The 16092-nt window shown below is 65.2% G+C and carries 19 protein-coding genes; 9 read left to right on the top strand and 10 right to left on the bottom strand.

Going from position 1 to position 16092, the window contains the following annotated elements:
• Positions 1-28: 28 nt before the first annotated feature.
• From ACFWF1_RS02340 to ACFWF1_RS02325, 4 genes are all read left to right on the top strand, one after another.
• Entirely contained in the window at positions 29-868 is an 840-nt protein-coding gene (locus tag ACFWF1_RS02340) for a class I SAM-dependent methyltransferase (RefSeq protein WP_379283318.1), read from the top strand.
• 44 nt (positions 869-912) lie between these two features.
• The gene (locus ACFWF1_RS02335; protein WP_379283319.1) at positions 913-1248 is read left to right on the top strand and encodes a YciI family protein; all 336 of its coding nucleotides are present in this window, start codon (positions 913-915) and stop codon (positions 1246-1248) included.
• Positions 1245-2462 carry an RNA polymerase sigma factor gene (locus ACFWF1_RS02330; protein ID WP_379283320.1) on the top strand — a complete coding sequence of 406 codons (1218 nt, stop codon included), beginning with the start codon at positions 1245-1247 and terminating at the stop codon, positions 2460-2462. Before ACFWF1_RS02335 ends, ACFWF1_RS02330 begins: the two co-directional genes overlap by 4 nt.
• Before the next feature lie 91 nt (positions 2463-2553).
• The gene (locus ACFWF1_RS02325; protein WP_379283321.1) at positions 2554-3042 is read left to right on the top strand and encodes an SRPBCC domain-containing protein; all 489 of its coding nucleotides are present in this window, start codon (positions 2554-2556) and stop codon (positions 3040-3042) included.
• Between the two features lie 105 nt (positions 3043-3147).
• Here ACFWF1_RS02325 and ACFWF1_RS02320 read toward each other — a convergent pair whose 3' ends face one another.
• Positions 3148-3633: a hypothetical protein gene (locus ACFWF1_RS02320; protein WP_379283322.1), complete on the bottom strand. Its 486-nt coding sequence runs from the start codon at positions 3631-3633 to the stop codon at positions 3148-3150.
• A gap of 290 nt (positions 3634-3923) precedes the next feature.
• On the bottom strand, positions 3924-4106 hold the full coding sequence (locus tag ACFWF1_RS02315; protein WP_379283323.1) for a hypothetical protein: 183 nt from the start codon (positions 4104-4106) through the stop codon (positions 3924-3926).
• A gap of 125 nt (positions 4107-4231) precedes the next feature.
• Between ACFWF1_RS02315 and ACFWF1_RS02310 the strand changes: the two genes are divergently transcribed.
• Positions 4232-5122, top strand: a complete 891-nt coding sequence (locus ACFWF1_RS02310; protein ID WP_379283324.1) for a hypothetical protein — start codon at positions 4232-4234, stop codon at positions 5120-5122.
• Between the two features lie 34 nt (positions 5123-5156).
• Here ACFWF1_RS02310 and ACFWF1_RS02305 read toward each other — a convergent pair whose 3' ends face one another.
• Entirely contained in the window at positions 5157-6086 is a 930-nt protein-coding gene (locus tag ACFWF1_RS02305; RefSeq protein WP_379283325.1) for an NADP-dependent oxidoreductase, read from the bottom strand.
• A gap of 81 nt (positions 6087-6167) precedes the next feature.
• On the opposite strand from ACFWF1_RS02305, the gene ACFWF1_RS02300 reads away from it, so the two are divergent.
• The 3 genes from ACFWF1_RS02300 to ACFWF1_RS02290 all read left to right on the top strand — a co-directional run bounded on the left by ACFWF1_RS02300 (position 6168) and on the right by ACFWF1_RS02290 (position 8271).
• Positions 6168-6737, top strand: a complete 570-nt coding sequence (locus ACFWF1_RS02300) for a TetR/AcrR family transcriptional regulator (protein ID WP_379283327.1) — start codon at positions 6168-6170, stop codon at positions 6735-6737.
• Positions 6738-6809: 72 nt separating this feature from the next.
• Positions 6810-7538: a DUF6193 family natural product biosynthesis protein gene (locus ACFWF1_RS02295; protein WP_379283328.1), complete on the top strand. Its 729-nt coding sequence runs from the start codon at positions 6810-6812 to the stop codon at positions 7536-7538.
• Positions 7539-7644: 106 nt separating this feature from the next.
• Positions 7645-8271 (top strand): hypothetical protein, encoded by a 627-nt coding sequence (locus ACFWF1_RS02290; RefSeq protein WP_379283329.1) that lies wholly within the window; start codon positions 7645-7647, stop codon positions 8269-8271.
• Positions 8272-8377: 106 nt separating this feature from the next.
• Here the strand turns inward: ACFWF1_RS02290 and ACFWF1_RS02285 are convergent, their stop codons facing one another.
• Positions 8378-9106, bottom strand: a complete 729-nt coding sequence (locus tag ACFWF1_RS02285) for an SDR family oxidoreductase (RefSeq protein ID WP_379283330.1) — start codon at positions 9104-9106, stop codon at positions 8378-8380.
• A 69-nt stretch (positions 9107-9175) separates the two neighbouring features.
• Between ACFWF1_RS02285 and ACFWF1_RS02280 the strand changes: the two genes are divergently transcribed.
• Positions 9176-9571 (top strand): MerR family transcriptional regulator, encoded by a 396-nt coding sequence (locus ACFWF1_RS02280; RefSeq protein WP_379283331.1) that lies wholly within the window; start codon positions 9176-9178, stop codon positions 9569-9571.
• Between the two features lie 41 nt (positions 9572-9612).
• Here the strand turns inward: ACFWF1_RS02280 and ACFWF1_RS02275 are convergent, their stop codons facing one another.
• The 6 genes from ACFWF1_RS02275 to ACFWF1_RS02250 all read right to left on the bottom strand — a co-directional run bounded on the left by ACFWF1_RS02275 (position 9613) and on the right by ACFWF1_RS02250 (position 16064).
• Entirely contained in the window at positions 9613-10134 is a 522-nt protein-coding gene (locus tag ACFWF1_RS02275; RefSeq protein ID WP_379322148.1) for a hypothetical protein, read from the bottom strand.
• A gap of 228 nt (positions 10135-10362) precedes the next feature.
• Complete coding sequence (locus tag ACFWF1_RS02270) at positions 10363-11280, bottom strand: alpha/beta hydrolase (RefSeq protein ID WP_379283420.1); 918 nt, start codon at positions 11278-11280, stop codon at positions 10363-10365.
• A 155-nt stretch (positions 11281-11435) separates the two neighbouring features.
• Positions 11436-14069 carry a replicative DNA helicase gene (dnaB, locus tag ACFWF1_RS02265; protein ID WP_379283333.1) on the bottom strand — a complete coding sequence of 878 codons (2634 nt, stop codon included), beginning with the start codon at positions 14067-14069 and terminating at the stop codon, positions 11436-11438.
• 656 nt (positions 14070-14725) lie between these two features.
• Positions 14726-15178, bottom strand: coding sequence for a 50S ribosomal protein L9 (gene rplI / locus ACFWF1_RS02260; protein WP_379283334.1), 453 nt, complete (start codon positions 15176-15178; stop codon positions 14726-14728).
• 17 nt (positions 15179-15195) lie between these two features.
• Entirely contained in the window at positions 15196-15447 is a 252-nt protein-coding gene (rpsR, locus tag ACFWF1_RS02255) for a 30S ribosomal protein S18 (RefSeq protein ID WP_014989074.1), read from the bottom strand.
• 59 nt (positions 15448-15506) lie between these two features.
• Entirely contained in the window at positions 15507-16064 is a 558-nt protein-coding gene (locus ACFWF1_RS02250) for a single-stranded DNA-binding protein (RefSeq protein WP_379283336.1), read from the bottom strand.
• Positions 16065-16092: the final 28 nt, after the last annotated feature.

Here is a 16092-nt window from a genome sequence, read left to right as displayed (position 1 = left end):
AGGCGCATGATCGTCATAGCGTGTTGATATGTCTCATGACCACGCACATACGGTGCAGCACGAAACTGACGGTCAGGCGGAGATTCTCGATCTGGACGCGGAAGTCCTCGCCGAGCGCATCGCCGCCATCACCGGGTGGCTGCCCATCGCGACGCCCCCGCGCCAGATCGTGGATCTCGGCTGCGGGACCGGAGCGGGCACGTTCGCCCTGCTCGACCGTTTCCCGGAGGCACATGTCACGGCGGTCGACACCTCGGCCGGTCATCTGCTTCGCCTGCGCGAAAAGGCCTGTGCGCGAGGCGTGCAGGAACGCGTGCGCACCGTAGGGGCCGACCTCGACACCGACGACTGGCCCGACCTCGGCAGGCCGGACCTGGTGTGGGCTTCGGCCTCGATGCACCACCTGGCCCACCCCGGCCGCGCACTGCGCAAGGTGCACGACACCCTCGCGCCGGGCGGGCTGTTCGCGGTCGTCGAGCTGGCCGGATTCCCCCGTTTCCTGCCCGAGAACGCCCCGGACGAGCGGCCCGGCCTGGAAGAACGCTGCCACACCGCGAGCGACCGCTACCACGCCGAACACGTCCCGCACCGCGGTGCCGACTGGGGGCCGAAGCTGATCGACGCAGGCTTCACCATCGAAGGTGCGCGCACCTTCACCGTCGATATCGCAGGCCTCGGCAATCCGACGGTCGGCAGCTACGCACGCAGCAGCCTGCAACGCCTCCGCATCAGCGTCGCCGAGACGCTCGCCGCCGAAGACCTCGCCGCACTCGACCGACTGCTCGACACCGACAGTCCGCACAGCATCCTGCGCCGTGACGACCTCGCGGTACGCACCGAACGCACAGTATGGGCCGCGCGTAAGTAGGGGAAGCCGGTGCGATCGTGCACGGCGTCGGGCATATTGAGGCGATGAAGTACGTCCTGCTGATCTGTGACGACGAGACGGTGTCGCCGACCAACGCGGAGATCGCGGCGGATCCGGAGCATCAGGCGTACGCGGCGGAGCTGGAAAGACGGGACGCCATGCGCGGCGGGGCGCGGCTGCGACCCGTGGCGTCCGCGACGACGGTCCGTGTCCGCGACGGCGAAACCCTGGTCGCCGATGGCCCTTTCGCGGAGACCAAGGATTTCATCGGCGGAATCGACATCATCGAATGCGCCGATCTGGATGAGGCGATCGAGCTTGCCGCGCGTCATCCGTACGCACGCTGGGGTTGCGTCGAAGTCCGCCCCGTGTGGGAATGACTGCGCCGGAAAGTGTTCGCGCCGCTGTCGAGGCGGCGTACCGGGACGAGTGGGGTCAGGTCATCGCGACTTTGATCGGGCTCACCGGTGATTGGGATCTGGCCGAAGATTGTGCGCAGGACGCGTTCGCGGCGGCGCTGGCGACCTGGCCGCGGGACGGCGTCCCCAGCCGTCCTGGAGCCTGGCTCACCACGACGGCGCGCAATCGGGCCACCGACCGGCTGCGCCGCGACGCCGTCGGAGCGGCGAAGGCGCGTCAACTCGCCGTGCTGGCTCGGGTCGCAGATGTGCCTGTTGCGGAAGAGATTTCGGACGACAGGTTGCGGCTGATCTTCACCTGCTGTCATCCGGCGCTGCCGTTTCCGGCTCGCGTTGCCCTCACGTTGCGGACCTTGGCCGGCCTGAGCACCGCCGAGATCGCCAAAGCGTTTTTGACCGCCGAGTCCACGATGGCGCAACGCCTGGTGCGCGCCAAACGGAAGATCGTCGAGGCGGGTATCCCGTACCGGGTCCCACCCGAAGAGCAACTGCCGCAACGATTGTCAGCGGTTCTAGCCGTGCTCTACCTGATCTGCAACGAAGGCTATGACGAGGCGGACGGCAGCCGGGCACTGACCGCTGAGGGAATCCGCCTCGCCAGGGTGCTGATCCGGCTGCTGCCGTCCGAACCGGAACCGCGCGGCCTGCTGGCGTTGATGCTCCTGCTCGAGGCGCGCCGGGCACAGCGGACCGAGGACGGCGTGCTGGTCACGCTGGAGCACCAGGACCGTTCCCAGTGGAATGGTGCGTTGATCGCCGAAGGTGTGGCGACACTCGAAGAAGCGCTCGCCATGCGACGCGCCGGGCCCTATCAGGTGCAGGCCGCGATCGCCGCGTGCCATGCCACCGCACCCGACGCGGCCGCCACGGACTGGCCGCAGATCGCCATCCTGTACACGGAACTCGCGCGGTTGGCACCCTCACCGGTGGTGGAACTCAACCGTGCCGTGGCCATCGCCATGGCCGACGGCATCCCGGCAGGTCTGGCCCGGGTCGATGAGCTCACCGAGTCCGGCACGCTCGCGGGGTACTACCTGCTACCCGCGACCCGTGCCGATTTACTCCGCCGGGCCGGCCGCTCGGTCGAAGCCGCTGCGGCGTACGAAGAAGCGCTGACGCTGGCGCCGACCGAGGCCGAACGTCGCTACCTGACCGGTCGCCTTCGCGAACTCTGAGCTCCGTCACGAAAAAGATTCGGGTCGATGTCGATCTGCGGCGGCCTGCTTCGTCGGTGGGGAAACACCACCGAACAGAGAGGCAAGAACGATGTCGAACACCGATCACCTGACCGCCACGATCACGGTCGACCACACCCCCGACGAGGTCTTCGCCGCCATCACCACCGTGCGTGCGTGGTGGAGCGAGAACATCATCGGCGCCACCGCCGCCCTGCACGACGAGTTCTTCTTCACCGACGACAGCAAATACGCGGGTGAGACGGCCAAGGAGAAGAAGGGCATCCGCTTCAGCCGATTCCGCCTCACCGAGGTCGTGCCCGGCGAGCGAGTGGTCTGGCACGTCGTGGATTCATACCTGACCTTCATCGACGACCAGCACGAGTGGACCGACACCAACGTCATCTTCGACATCACCCGCACATCGGAAGGCACCACCCTCCACTTCACCCACGAGGGCCTGACCGCCGCGAAATCCGAATGCTTCGAGGCCTGCTCACGCGGCTGGACCTTCTACATCGAAACAAGCCTGCCGCAACTGATCGCCACCGGCACCGGACAACCGATCCCGAAGTACTGATCGAACCCGTAGGTCCCGCGACAGGTCGAGATTCACTTCCGCTTCGGCGCGAGGCTCGACCTGAGCGCGCGGTGCGGCAGCGCCATCACGTGCCGATTATCACGGTCACCAGATATCGGCCCAGATGGGTCGTTTGGGAATATCGAATACTGCGTAATTCTTGTGCACCACAAGGGGAACCGAGCTGCCGATGCTCAGTCGCTCGGCCAGTGCACGCGCTTTGACCTCGCGGAATTGCGGATAGAAGTACCGCTTCTGGACGCGCGCATCCGTACCCGAGTCCGGGTGCGGGAACTGCGCTTCGACCTGCACCTGCCACAAATCGAAATTGAACATGGCCCGACCGTGCTTGCGTCGCAGATCGGATTCGACCACCACGGCGGACATCGCGACCCCGGTCCGCCGCAGGTAATTCCGGCGCACCCGCCATGCGGCAGCCAGCACGATCATCCATCCACCGATACCCACCAGGACGCTTATCGGAATAAACAGTGCCATGGCGACTTCCGAGTCAGTCCACTGGACTATCGCGAAAATCAGGTTCAGCACACCGCCCGCGAAGGCCATCGCCGCTACCGCGCTGCCCAGCATCCACACCAGTGTCATGGCACCGATCAACTTCTGGGACCGCCCCATACTTAACTCCCCCTGTGTAAAGCCGCAGCCCTGCACCGCAAATTATGAACTGCGGCTTTCACGTTGTCCGACAAAGGTTCCAGTGCCCGGCTGCTTCACCGGACGCTGTGTCTTCTCAGCCATAATGTAGTGCCTCTGGAAATTAAGGAGGCCCTACAGCGATTGCTGTAGGGCCTCGGAGTCGGCACCTGTTTCACGCGTGACGTGCTGGGCCGGGCGCGGCGATCTCGGAAACGGTTGGCGCGCTAGCAGATCCCGGGAACTTCGCCGTGGATCATGACTTGGATCAAGCACTGCAGGTTCGCGCTGCCCGAACTCGGCGCAGGCGCGGGTGCCGGATCCGCGCCCGCGGTCGGCGCGGCCACCAGCGCCGTCAAGACGAAAGCGGCAGCCGATACCGATACAGCCACACTGTTTCTGATACGCATACCAATCTCCTTTGGTTAGGAAGCCAAACCACGGTAGCGATGTCCGAGCAATCCCCCCAGCCCCTACTTTTGCGGTGCCGGACCGGTGCGGCCGCTGAGTAGAGGCACCGCACGTGGCACCGGATATGACCTTCAATGTCGTTGTCTTCCAACTGAATGCGAACGACGACGACCTCATCAGCGCGGCTGCGCCCGCCCAGGACCAGGACTCCGTCCGGCAAGCGTGGCAGCAAGCCCAGCGGGAGCGCCAGCTCCGGTCTTCGGACGTGACCAGAGTGCATAGCACTTGGCAGCCCTCCCGCACCGACCAGGACTTCCTGGCCGAGACGTTCCCCGCAGCCGAGTACACCCACATCTTCGAGCGTCCCGAGGGCCCGGACTGGAGCGCCGCCCTCGAACACGCGGGGCAGGTAATGGCCGAGGTCGAGAACATCAAGCAGCGCGAGCGGAGCGAGGAGATGTTCGTGCGGGCCGAGCAGGTCGGCGAATGGCTGCCGATCCTGCACAGCACCGCCGACCCGCTGCCGTTTTCCGCCTCCCTGCCGCTGGTCGATGGCAAGCTGTACTTCGGTTTTGCCACGGTGACGACCACGCCCGACGGCCGGATCGGCATGTCCCATCTGACTCGGAGCAAGTTCGAATCGATGACCGAGGAGCAGCTCGAGGAGCTGGCAATCGAAGCCCTCGGGAACGTGAAGTCCGGCCTCACCTTCAAGGTGGCCCCGGACGAGGAGCTCGGCACCATGGCCACCATGGAGCGCGACGGCCCCTGCGTGGCATCGGCGATCCTGCTCGACGATTTCCACGAAAAGTGCGCCGAGCAAGTCGGTGAAGACCGACTGATCGTAGGCCTCATCAGCCCAGACCATATCCTCATCGCAGGAGCGAGCTCAGGCCAGGTCGAGGAAATCAGACAAGCCGTACTCACCTCCCCGGACACAAGCAGCGAACTGGTCCCGTCGCTGCTACTGATCGACGCCGACACCATCGAAGTGATCGCCGAGCGCCCCCGGTAGCAGGTTGGCTTCGACCGGGCAGTGGGCGCGCGGTCTATAGCGTGATCACGATTTTGCCGTGGACGTGGCGTTCAGCTTGCTGGGTTACGGCGTAGCGGATCTTCTCGATCGGGAAGGTTGCGGCGATCGGGACGGTGATTGTGCCTGCGAGGATCGCGGCGGTGATGTGTGCCATGGCATCTGGGCTCGCATCGAGGCCGCCGGTCGCGCGGACGCCGCCGGGCGGGTTGGGGCCTGCGGCTACGGTGGAGATTCGCTCGGGTGGTACACCGAGTGTGAGTGCGGTCTCGGCTGTTTCGGTGCCGAACAGATCGGTTGCCGCGGTGATGCCCTCGGGAGCCAGCGTCCGCACTCGGTCCGCCAATCCGGGGCCGTAGGCCACGGGCTCGGTGCCGAACCCGCGCAGGAACTCGAACGTGCTCGCCGAGGCTGTCCCGATTACCTTGGCGCCGGCCAGTTTCGCGAGTTGTACGGCGAACACGCCCACTCCGCCCGCGGCGCCGCCGATCAGGACGGTGTCGCCGGACCGCAGGTCGATCGCGGCCAACGCGGCGGCGGCGGTCATACCTGCCACCGGGAGCGTGGCTGCCACCTCGTCACTGATGCCTTCTGGTGTGTGCCACAGCATTTCGGCTGCCGTCGTAGGTGTCTCGACAACCACGAAATCGGCGACGGCTCTACCCAACGCACCACCGTAGACGCGGTCACCTACCGCGAAACCCGTAGCGTCGTCGCCGATTTCGTCGATGACACCGGCGAAGTCGTAACCGAAGCCGGACGGCACGGTGATGCCGAACTGTGCTGCGGCCTCGGGGCGCGCGGCGATACCCCAGTCCATGGGATTCAGACCGGCGGCCGTGACGCGGACGCGGACCGCGCGTGGCCCGGCATGCGGTTGCGGAACCTCCCGCAGCTCCAGGACCTCGGGACCGCCGAATGTTTCGTAGATGACGGCTCGGCTCATGACTACCTCCAACAACCTAACGGGACTTGGTCCCATCACTGTACGCTCAGTGACGGGACCAAGTCCCGTAATATGTTTGCCATGGCCCGCTGGCAACCCAACGCCTCGCAGCGACTCGTCGTCGCTGCCCTCGAGCTGTTCGAGGAACAGGGTTACGAAAACACGACGGTGATCGAGATCGCCGAACGCGCCGGGCTCACGAAAAGCACCTTCTTCCGGCACTTCCCGGACAAACGGGAGGTCCTCTTCGGCGGCGGCACGATGACCGGACTACTGGTCGACGGGATCGCCGCAGCACCGGCCGAAGCCGGACCGCTCGACGCGGTGGCGCACGCCTTGACCGTGATCGGGCGCGAAGCCTTCACCTCCGATCGCCGCGAGTTCGGCGCGCGGCGGCGGGCCGTGCTGGCCGCCCATCCTGAACTGCGCGAACGTGAGGCCTTGAAGGGCCTAGGTCTCACCGCCGCGATGGTCGAGGCACTCGAGCGCCGCGGCGTGCCCACCCTGACCGCCCGCGTGGCAGCCGCACTGGGCGCACTCGCCTGGAAGCTCGCCTACGAGCGCTGGACCGACCCGGCCAACAACGACAACTTCGGTGACCTCGCCCGACGCACCCTCACCGAAGTCCGAGCGGCCAGCGCCTTGTGCTGACCGCAGCTCGGAATCTCCTGTAGGGGTTGGTATTCCGACATCGACGGCGGCGCCGCGAGTAACTTGGACGGCATGGTCGAATCGCTGTACCAGGACCTGGTCGACGGAGGTGGCCTCGAGGCCGTACTTTGGGCCGCGTGTGTCGACTGCGCTATCGCTAGGTACGAAGCTGAGGGTGCCTTCAGTGGCTTCCTGGTCACGGCCAGCAAGCACGACCGCGCAGTGGAGATCATGCCGTTTGTGAACAAACGCCTGTTCCGCGTGCAGCACAAAGTGCGGGCGGCGGATCTGAACACACTCAGATGGGCGTCTCTGAGCGCGCTCGCCACGACCGACCTGGCGGAGGTCACCGGATCTGCTGCGGTCTGGCTCAGCGGCGCCACCGCGCGGGAGCTGGCCGCCACGTGGCCGTTCGCCGACTTCGTCGACGTTGCCGACGCGTACGACAGTGGCGACCGGATCGAGCTCATGTGGCAGATGTACCGCGCACACACTTATCACGAGAACGACCTGGCCGAGTTCATCGAGGCAGCGATGCTGGAGCCGCGGTTGCGGCGGATGTTCCCGTTCACGACGCTGTGGTGGATGTCGTTTCGACCGACCGCGGACGAGTATCGGGTGCCCGGACCGTGGGTGCGGTCGGCGGGCGACGGACGGTTCACGGTCGTTCCGGATAAGCGTGTCGAACCCGACATCACTTACGACGCCGCTGAGGCGGTCCGGGTGTGCGTGGCCGAGATGGACCGCCTCGGCGTCCCGTCACCCGAGGAGCTCAACTCCCGGGTACACCCGCCTCGGTAAGAGAGTTTCGTCGACGGCTCCCTGGGTGAGATGCTGGGCCCTGCTAGTTGATGCGCCAACCGCCTGAAGCCGTTGGGGCATAGAGAGTTAGGGGGGTTCTACAAGCATGAAAACTCAAATCCTTATCTGCGCTGTCGGTGTGGGCATCGTGCTGTCCGGCTGCTCGACGGCCCCCGGCGCGGGGCCGTCCACCGCGCATGACGGCAGCCATGAAACCGGTGCGGCCACTTCGGCATCGCCCGCTCAACCTGCCCCGCCGTCGGCGAATCCGGCACCACCGGCCCGCGGTACCGAACCGCCGAGGAAGGTCCCCACGGACATCGGTCCGAAACAAAGCAAGTCTTCTGACGATTCCTCGTTGACGGTCACCGGTGTGCGTACGGGCCGACACCCTGGATTCACCCGGGTCGTCTTCGACCTCGAGGGCCCAGGAAAGCCGGGGTGGTACGTGAGCTGGGTGGACGAGGCGACGTGGGACGGATCCGGAAAGCCGATCGCACTCCACGGGCAATCGATTCTGCTGGTGAGTATCGACCACGCGTCGTCGTCCTTCGACGGCCCGCGGTACCAGCCCGTCTACTCGCCCGAACCTGCGATCGCGGAGGTCTTTCCCGCGGGATCGTTCGAAGGCGTGCACAGGCAGTTCATCGGCGTGAACAGCGGGCGCGTCGGATTCGACGTCACCAGTCTCACCAGCCCTACCCGGCTCGTCGTCGACATCGCCGCCTCCTGACCCCGGTGTATCCATGCCGGTGCGGCGGTCTGGTCGGTCCTCCGCGCGACCGACATCGCTCGCGCGGAGGACGTTACCTATGCGGGACAAGACAACCTGCAGTTCGTCACCGCGGAACTGGAGCGCTTTCTCGGCGGACGAGTTGCGGATAGAGCAGTGCCGGATCCTCGCCGAGGCGCGCCTTCCACGCCACGGTCTGCGCGTCGGCCAGCACCTCGAGGGCGCCCGCACGCACGCCGTCGAGTGCGCGGCGCGCGATCAGGGCCGGGTCGCTCTTGTCGACGTCGATACCGGCCATCATGTCGGTATCGACGCTGGCCATGGCCAGTCCGGTGACCTGGGTGCCCTGATCCGCGAGCTCGAGGCGGATGCCGTTGGTCAGCGCCCAGGCCGCGGCCTTGGCGGCGGAGTAGCTGTTGGAATGTTCGTAGGCCATCCAGGCCATCACCGACAGCACATTGAGCACCGCACCCCCGCCGTTCGCGGCCAGCACCGGTGCGAAGGCGCGCACCATGCGCAAGGTTCCGAAGTAGTTGGTCTCCATCTCCTGCCGGATATCGGGCATCGCGCCGTCGACCAGTTTCGCGAACGTCGACATGCCGGCGTTGTTGATCAACAGCGTCACGTCACCCGCCGCTGCCGCCGCGGCCGTTACGGACGCATCGTCGGTGACATCCAACCGGAGCGGTATCACCCCGGGCTGATCCACCTCCGCCGGATTGCGGGCTGCCGCATAGATCTTCAACGCACCCCGGCTCTGCAATTCAGTGACGAAGCGTCGGCCGATGCCACGATTGGCGCCGGTCACCAGTGCGATCGAGTTCTCGAGTTCCATGACCGCTACGCTAAAACCTGACGTCGGCGTGAGAGGCAAGCCGATCCAGCGTGAAAGAGGGCACATCTCATGCGAATCGGAGAACTCGCCCACCGCGCCGGTGTCAGCGTGCGCGCCCTGCGGTACTACGAGGAACAGCAACTACTCATCCCCGAGCGCACCGCCTCCGGCCAGCGCGTCTACACCGAGGAAGCGGTCGAGCGGGTACGCATCTTCCAACTGTTCTACGCGGCCGGACTCGGCAGCCGCACGATCGCAAAGCTGTTGCCCTGCATCGACACCGGCCACACCACCCCCACCCAGCGCGACGAACTACTCGCCGAGCGCAGCCGCCTCGCCGGCCACCTCGTCACCATGACCAACGCCCTGCACCGCCTCGACGACCTGATCACCGCCGCCGACCAACGCACCGAAATACAAACTGCCCCTAGCCGGATGGCCGTAACTCCGATCCGGCCTGCGTGAAGTCGTACTGTGCAGGTCAGCGGTAGCGCGATGGCATTGCTTCAGTGAACGCGGACCCGTCCTGCGGTGAAGTACGCTGCGGCCTGATCGATGGCCGGCAACGGCTGGGTGAGGATACGCACCGCGGTCCGGAGGCCGGTGGTGCCGTGGGTCCGTTTCCGGAGCATCGCTTGTGCGTCGGGGTGGTCAAGGCCGTGAACGCCGGAAGTGGAAACGCCTACTCCGGGAATCAGGTCGACCACCAGCAACTGCTGGCCCCGCCATCGATGCACCCGTAACCCTTGCACAGTGCCCCAAGGCAGAAAGACGGAGTCCGGCGCACCGTCGATACTGAGCCGAAGGCCGTTGGCGGACAACCGCATTGCGTTGGGACAAATGCCCTCGGCGGCCCACTTGTCTCGCAGACGCCGCCGGTTTCGGAGGGTCCGTTGCGCACCGAAAATGAAGACGGCCACCACCGCGAACTGCAAGAGGCCGATCGGCCCGGCGAGCCACACCATGAGCCCTGCTAACGCCGAAATCACCACCGCACTTACCAATTCCACAATCACCGATGTCGTCATCAACCGGAGCGTCCGACGACGGGCTTTCTGAACCGCTACGGTATCGACACCGACAACGAACTCCCCCACAGTCTCCATCCGGGCACGTTAACAGCCGACCTACTTTCGCGCGGACGGCCCAGTGGCCCTTGACCACTCAGAGTTGTGCACCTGCCTCGATCAGGTTCCGCTTATTAGACAGATCTGGTGGGTGACACCGGCGAAGGCGTGGATGTCGATATTGCCGGCTCAAGGTGTCGGGCTCAGCTGACCGCCGAGCCATGTGTGGATGTCGTCGAGCGCGGCCTGCGCCATCCGGGTCGGGTGTCCCGTGAACCCGTGGGGCGAGTCAGGGTAGACGCGGAGATCGATGTCTGCACCGGAGGCTGATAGCCGAGCGGCCATGGCCAGGTTGTCCTGAAGCAGGATGTCGGCGTCTCCGACGACCATGAGGACCGGAGGCAGGTTGGAGAGTTCGGCGTAGATCGGAGAGAGGTCCGGGTTTGTGCGGTCCGGTGCCGTCCCGGCGTAGGCCTCGAGGAAGTACTCGTCGGCGATCAGACGTCCAGCCGGTGTATGTGCACTCAGGTCATAGGTCCCGAATTGCAGCACAGCACAGTTGAATGCGGCTACCCCCCGATCACGCAGGCGCAGCAGCGTCGTCATCGCCAGTGTTGCGCCAGCCGAAAAGCCGCCGATAGCGAGTTCCGCTGTGCCGAAACGGTGCCGGGCGTGCTCGACGAGCCAGAGCGCGGCGGTTTCGCAATCGTCCGGAGCGGCTGGCCACGGATATTCGGGCGCTAGCCGATAGTCCACGCTCGCGACCACGACGCCGAGTGCGTCGGCGAGCTGGCGGTTGCGGACGTCGCTGCCAGCGGCCGACCCCATGTAGAAACCGCCCCCGTGGATCTCCAGGAACACGCCTTTCACCGCCGTGTCGACGGGAGTGTGGATCCGCAGTGGGACGCTGCGTCCGTCGACGACGACGAGCTCTTCGACGGCTGGCGGACTTGCTGGGGCAGGCTCGGCGACACCGGCTCGGACTATGCGAAGCTCCGCCGAACTGTTCGGACCCCTTCCGGCCGCGCGCTTTTCATAGAAGGCGCGTGACTCGGCAACGAGAAGCCGGAGGCGAGGATCGATCAGAGTGGCCAGTCCGAGGTGCACGGATACCACCGTACCGACTGTGCTGCTCTCGACACCGCCGCCCGCGCCAACCTGAATCCTCCTGCTGTGGAAGGCAACTGACGAAGATTACGCACCGAGCGGCCAGCATCGCGACGATCATCGACGGCAACATCGTCGAACCCGAATTTTGCTTCCTAGCCGCGGGCCATATCCACGAACCGGCTCAAATGCAGCTGGTGGGCGACGGTGATGGTGGCGGTTGGGCCGTTACGGTGTTTGCCGACGATCAGGTCGGCTTCGCCGCCGCGCGGGTCGTCTCGTTCGATGGCGTCCGGGCGGTGCAGCAGGATGACCATGTCGGCATCTTGTTCCAGGCTGCCCGATTCGCGAAGGTCGGACACCATGGGGCGCTTGTCGGTTCGTTGTTCGGGACCACGGTTCAGCTGGCTGATCGCGATCACCGGGACCTCGAGTTCCTTGGCGAGCAGCTTCAGACTTCGCGAGAAGTCCGAGACTTCCTGCTGCCGGGATTCGACCTTCTTACCCGAGGACATCAGCTGGAGGTAGTCCACCACAACAAGTTTCAGATCATGGCGCTGTTTGAGCCGTCGCGCCTTCGCACGAATCTCCATCATGGTCAAGTTCGGCGAGTCGTCGACGAACAGCGGAGCCTCACTGATCTCACTCATCCGCCGCGCCAGTTTGGTCCAGTCGTCATCACTCATCCGCCCGGCGCGCATATCGCCGAGCTTGATCTTCGCCTCGGCAGACAACAGACGCATGACAATTTCCGTTTTACTCATCTCCAGCGAGAAAATAACGCTGGGCATCCCATGCTTGATCGAGCAACTGCGCATGAAATCCATGCCGAGCGTGGAGTTGTGCGTCGGCACCATCGAACGCCCGGCCAGGTACAGATGGTCGGCGTTGTCGACCTCGACGCAGCGGACGGGCACGCTGTCGATGCGACGGACGTCCACGATGTAGCGCGAACCGGATCGCGCGGTGCTGCGGCTCGCTCGGCGTTCCTTGTGCAGGAGCGCCTTTCGGTATAGGCCGAATACTTCGTCGTCGGTGGCGAACGTCATTGTGTAAGCGGTCGACGAACTCTCGGACCGGCCACGAACCCGCTTCGTGGAGACGTGGCAGCGGTATCCGAGGCTGACAACAAGCTCCTGAACGTCTCGGAACAACCGCTCGTTGGTGACGCTGAATTGGACCGAACCGCCATGGGTCACAGTGCCATCGGTATCCAGCAAACCCGCGAGCAGCGCGCGGCGCTGTGCCTCGGCGGATCGGAGATACTGCATCGGAATGTGTTTGTCGCCGAGCACACCGATCGTCCGCAGCCGAGCTTGCACGCTGCCCACCGTGTTTCGGCACGACTGGCACAAGCGGAGGCCGATCGACGGGCCACCGCAATACGCGCAGGTCGGCGCGGCGACCGGGGCGGAAAGGAACCGCGCCTTGCCGCCGCACGAACGGCCGCAGGTACGAACCTCGCTGGTGAACGGAACGAACTCGGCTCCGCACACCACGCATTCGCGCGACGAGATCGGCTCATCAGCAGGCAGCTGCAGGTGATAGCGCAGGTATGCGGACTGCGACGGGAGTGCCACCAGTCCTTCCGCTTCGATGCGGGCGACGATCTCCGGATCGGCCGAAGTCAGCTGTGCGGCTGCTGAAGTACCGTCTCCGAGCCAGGCACCGAGGGTGTATGGCGGCACCAACAGATCGCGAGTCGGCAACTGGAGCGGCTGCGCATTGGTGACGGAGTGATTGAGCCTGCGATCGGCAGTGTCACAGCGCAGCGTGCTCGCGATGTCGCCGGTAGTGCGGACCGCAGCGAAGGTGCGCTGATTGCGATAACGGTTGTAGCCGGTCGCCGCCTGCTGCGCGGATCGCCGAGAGGCTCTGGTGACAGTGAGCCATTGGTGTTCCTCGTCGGCGACGAGCACTGTGCCGTCGGAGAATTCGACCTCGTAGCACGGGCGGTCGGTGAGGATATCGGTGGCGGCTACGACGCGGGTGGGGCGGCCGTTGGCGTCGAGGAGTTCGTCGCCGACGCGGACTTCGCCCATGGTGGTCCAGCCGGTGGGAGTCGGCAGGGGAGTGTCGAGGGCGAGGGCTTTTCCGACGCCGGGTCGGGCCGCGACGATGATCATTTGGCCTGGGTGGAGGCCGTTGGTGAGTTCGTCTAGTTCGGTGAAGCCGGTGGGGACGCCGAGGGAGATGCCGCCGCGGCTGGCGATGGAGTCGATTTCGTCCATCGTGGGCTGCAGGAGTTCCTCGAGGGGGAGGAAGTCTTCGGTGGTGCGGCGTTCGGTGACCTCGTAGATCTCGGCTTGCGCGCGGTCGACGACCTCGGCGACGTCCTGGCCGTCCGCGCCGGCGTAGCCGTACTGGACGATCCGGGTGCCTGCCTCGACGAGGCGGCGCAGGATGGCCTTTTCGGCGACGATCTCGGCGTAGAAGCTAGCGTTGGCCGCGGTGGGGACGGTCTGGGTGAGGGTGACGAGGTAGGGCGGTCCGCCGATTCGCTTGAGTTCGCCGCGGCGGTCCAGGCCGGCCGAGACGGTCACCGGGTCGGCGGGTTCGCCGCGACCGTAGAGGTCGAGGATGGTGTCGTAGATGAGCTGGTGTGCGGGACGGTAGAAGTCGCCGGGGCGCATCACCTCGATGACGTCGGCGATCGCGTCCTTGCTCAGCAGCATGCCGCCGAGCACGGACTGCTCGGCCGCCATGTCGTGCGGTGGCTGGCGCCCGAAGTCCTCGCCGGGCGGCTCGGGCGGATAGTTCGCGTGCCCTCGGTCATCGACGACTGCCATGAGACTCGACCGTCCTCTCTCCACCTACCGGGCTCACCCTATTGATGATTGGTCCCACTCTCGGGCTCCGACACGTCTGCCGCAGGGCAGCGGTTGCCACCCGCGTGATGGTTGGTGCCACCTGCGAGTTCCAGCTACCGTTGCGATATCGATGGATCCGGACGTTCGGGGCCGCTTGTTTCACGTCGTAGCGACGAACCTAGGCGACCTGAGGGCGGTCAACAAACCGTACTGTGCACACACCTGTGGATAAGTTGGGGACTGTTCACCTAACTGTGTGCACCCCCTGTGTACTACTTGGGGAAAACCCAGGTCATCCTACGAAAACCCGCAGATAGATATCGATTTCCTGATCTATCCACGTGTGGATGAATAAAGTCGCGGCGTGTCGGCCAAGTTGAACGGCCGGGCGTGTTGAGTTAACAGCACGGGTAACGGTTATGAGCTGAATCACATTGCCACCGGTCGGTTTCCTGAGTAATCCACAGGCCCGCCACCGGGAACCCCGGTGACCAGCAATGATTTGCCAAGAATGTTCCGTATGGCAGAGCTGCCTATAGGGCAAACAATTAGTTACTCAGAAAAGTGGGCAGCGTCGCACAGCCGAAGACCACCCCCGTGCCGAACACGGGAGTGGCCTTCGCAGTGGTGCTATATCAGCTGGCAGCGACCGTGAGGTCGAACTTGGCCACCACGTCCGGGTGCAGGTGCACCACGACGCCGTGCTTGCCGGTCGACTTGATGTGCGACTTCGGCAGCTCGATGCTGCGCTTGTCGACCACGGGCCCGCCGGCCGACTTGATGGCCGAGGCGACATCCGCCTGGGTCACCGAGCCGAACAGCTTGCCGGTGCCCGCCGTCTTCACCGAAAGCGCGACGGCATCGAGGTTCTCGATGGCCTGCTTCAGTTCGTTGGCGTGATCCAGGTCGCGCACCTTGCGCGCGTCCTGGGCCCGGCGGATGCCCGCGACCTGCTTCTCGGCCCCACGGCTGGCGACGATGGCCAGTCCGCGCGGCAGCAGGAAGTTACGGCCGTAGCCGTCCTTGACCTCGACGGTGTCGCCGGGCGCACCGAGGTTGTCCACGTCTGCAGTCAGAATCAACTTCATTTGCGTGTCTCCCTTACTCAGCGAGCCGTCGACACGTAAGGAAGCAGGGCCACCTCACGCGAGTTCTTGACGGCAACCGCGATGTCACGCTGGTGCTGCACGCAGTTGCCGGTGACGCGGCGGGCGCGGATCTTGCCGCGATCGCTGACGTACTTACGCAGCAGTGCCGTGTCCTTGTAATCGATGTTGACGATTCCGGACTTGGCTTCCTTGCAGAATGCGCAGGCCTTCTTCTTGAGCACCTTTTCGCGCGCTGGCGCTTTAGGCATGGTCTTTTACTCCGTAATCAGTGATGGTCCACGCGAGGCAGACCTATGAATTGCCGTTATCAGAACGGCGGTTCGTCATCTACGCGGCCGCCGCCCCCGAAGGAGCCTGCCGCGGGCGCACTGCCCCAGGGATCGTCCTCGGCACCGCCGGAACGTCCACCGCCGCCACCGGAGCCGGCCGGGGCGTTGCCGCCACCGCCGGAGCCACCGCTGCCGCCGGACCCGAAGCCTCCGCCGCCACCACCGCCGCCGCGACTGGTCTTGTTGACCTTCGCGGTGGCGTACTTCAACGAGGGGCCGACCTCGTCGACCTCGAGCTCGACGACGGTGCGCTTCTCACCCTGAGCGGTTTCGTAGGAGCGCTGCTTCAGCCGCCCACTCACGATGACTCGGGAACCTCGGGTCAGGCTTTCGGCGACATTTTCCGCAGCCTCGCGCCAGATATTGCAGCGCAGGAAAAGCGCTTCGCCGTCTTTCCATTCGTTCGAATTACGGTCGAACATCCGGGGTGTCGACGCGACGGTGAAGTTGGCCACCGCCGCTCCCGCGGGCGTGAATCGAAGCTCGGGGTCGGCCGTCAAGTTTCCGATGACGGTGATGACCGTGTCGCCTGCCATGTGGTTCCTCCTGCTCGGGGTGCAGTCC

Source organism: Nocardia sp. NPDC060255, assembly GCF_042727395.1.
In the GTDB taxonomy this organism is placed as follows: Bacteria; Actinomycetota; Actinomycetes; order Mycobacteriales; family Mycobacteriaceae; genus Nocardia.
This window is presented reverse-complemented; position numbering and strand designations above follow the sequence as displayed.

Coding starts and splice junctions, on each gene's coding strand:
- dnaB (WP_379283333.1), bottom strand. CDS start 14,069: ATGGCAGTCGTCGATGACCGAGGGCACGCGAACTATCCGCCCGAGCCG.
- ACFWF1_RS02300 (WP_379283327.1), top strand. CDS start 6,168: ATGGCCCGCTGGCAACCCAACGCCTCGCAGCGACTCGTCGTCGCTGCC.
- ACFWF1_RS02325 (WP_379283321.1), top strand. CDS start 2,554: ATGTCGAACACCGATCACCTGACCGCCACGATCACGGTCGACCACACC.
- ACFWF1_RS02335 (WP_379283319.1), top strand. CDS start 913: ATGAAGTACGTCCTGCTGATCTGTGACGACGAGACGGTGTCGCCGACC.
- ACFWF1_RS02310 (WP_379283324.1), top strand. CDS start 4,232: ATGACCTTCAATGTCGTTGTCTTCCAACTGAATGCGAACGACGACGAC.
- rpsR (WP_014989074.1), bottom strand. CDS start 15,447: ATGCCTAAAGCGCCAGCGCGCGAAAAGGTGCTCAAGAAGAAGGCCTGC.
- rplI (WP_379283334.1), bottom strand. CDS start 15,178: ATGAAGTTGATTCTGACTGCAGACGTGGACAACCTCGGTGCGCCCGGC.
- ACFWF1_RS02250 (WP_379283336.1), bottom strand. CDS start 16,064: ATGGCAGGCGACACGGTCATCACCGTCATCGGAAACTTGACGGCCGAC.
- ACFWF1_RS02330 (WP_379283320.1), top strand. CDS start 1,245: ATGACTGCGCCGGAAAGTGTTCGCGCCGCTGTCGAGGCGGCGTACCGG.
- ACFWF1_RS02280 (WP_379283331.1), top strand. CDS start 9,176: ATGCGAATCGGAGAACTCGCCCACCGCGCCGGTGTCAGCGTGCGCGCC.
- ACFWF1_RS02290 (WP_379283329.1), top strand. CDS start 7,645: ATGAAAACTCAAATCCTTATCTGCGCTGTCGGTGTGGGCATCGTGCTG.
- ACFWF1_RS02275 (WP_379322148.1), bottom strand. CDS start 10,134: ATGACGACATCGGTGATTGTGGAATTGGTAAGTGCGGTGGTGATTTCG.
- ACFWF1_RS02305 (WP_379283325.1), bottom strand. CDS start 6,086: ATGAGCCGAGCCGTCATCTACGAAACATTCGGCGGTCCCGAGGTCCTG.
- ACFWF1_RS02320 (WP_379283322.1), bottom strand. CDS start 3,633: ATGCTGGGCAGCGCGGTAGCGGCGATGGCCTTCGCGGGCGGTGTGCTG.
- ACFWF1_RS02285 (WP_379283330.1), bottom strand. CDS start 9,106: ATGGAACTCGAGAACTCGATCGCACTGGTGACCGGCGCCAATCGTGGC.
- ACFWF1_RS02340 (WP_379283318.1), top strand. CDS start 29: ATGTCTCATGACCACGCACATACGGTGCAGCACGAAACTGACGGTCAG.
- ACFWF1_RS02295 (WP_379283328.1), top strand. CDS start 6,810: ATGGTCGAATCGCTGTACCAGGACCTGGTCGACGGAGGTGGCCTCGAG.
- ACFWF1_RS02315 (WP_379283323.1), bottom strand. CDS start 4,106: ATGCGTATCAGAAACAGTGTGGCTGTATCGGTATCGGCTGCCGCTTTC.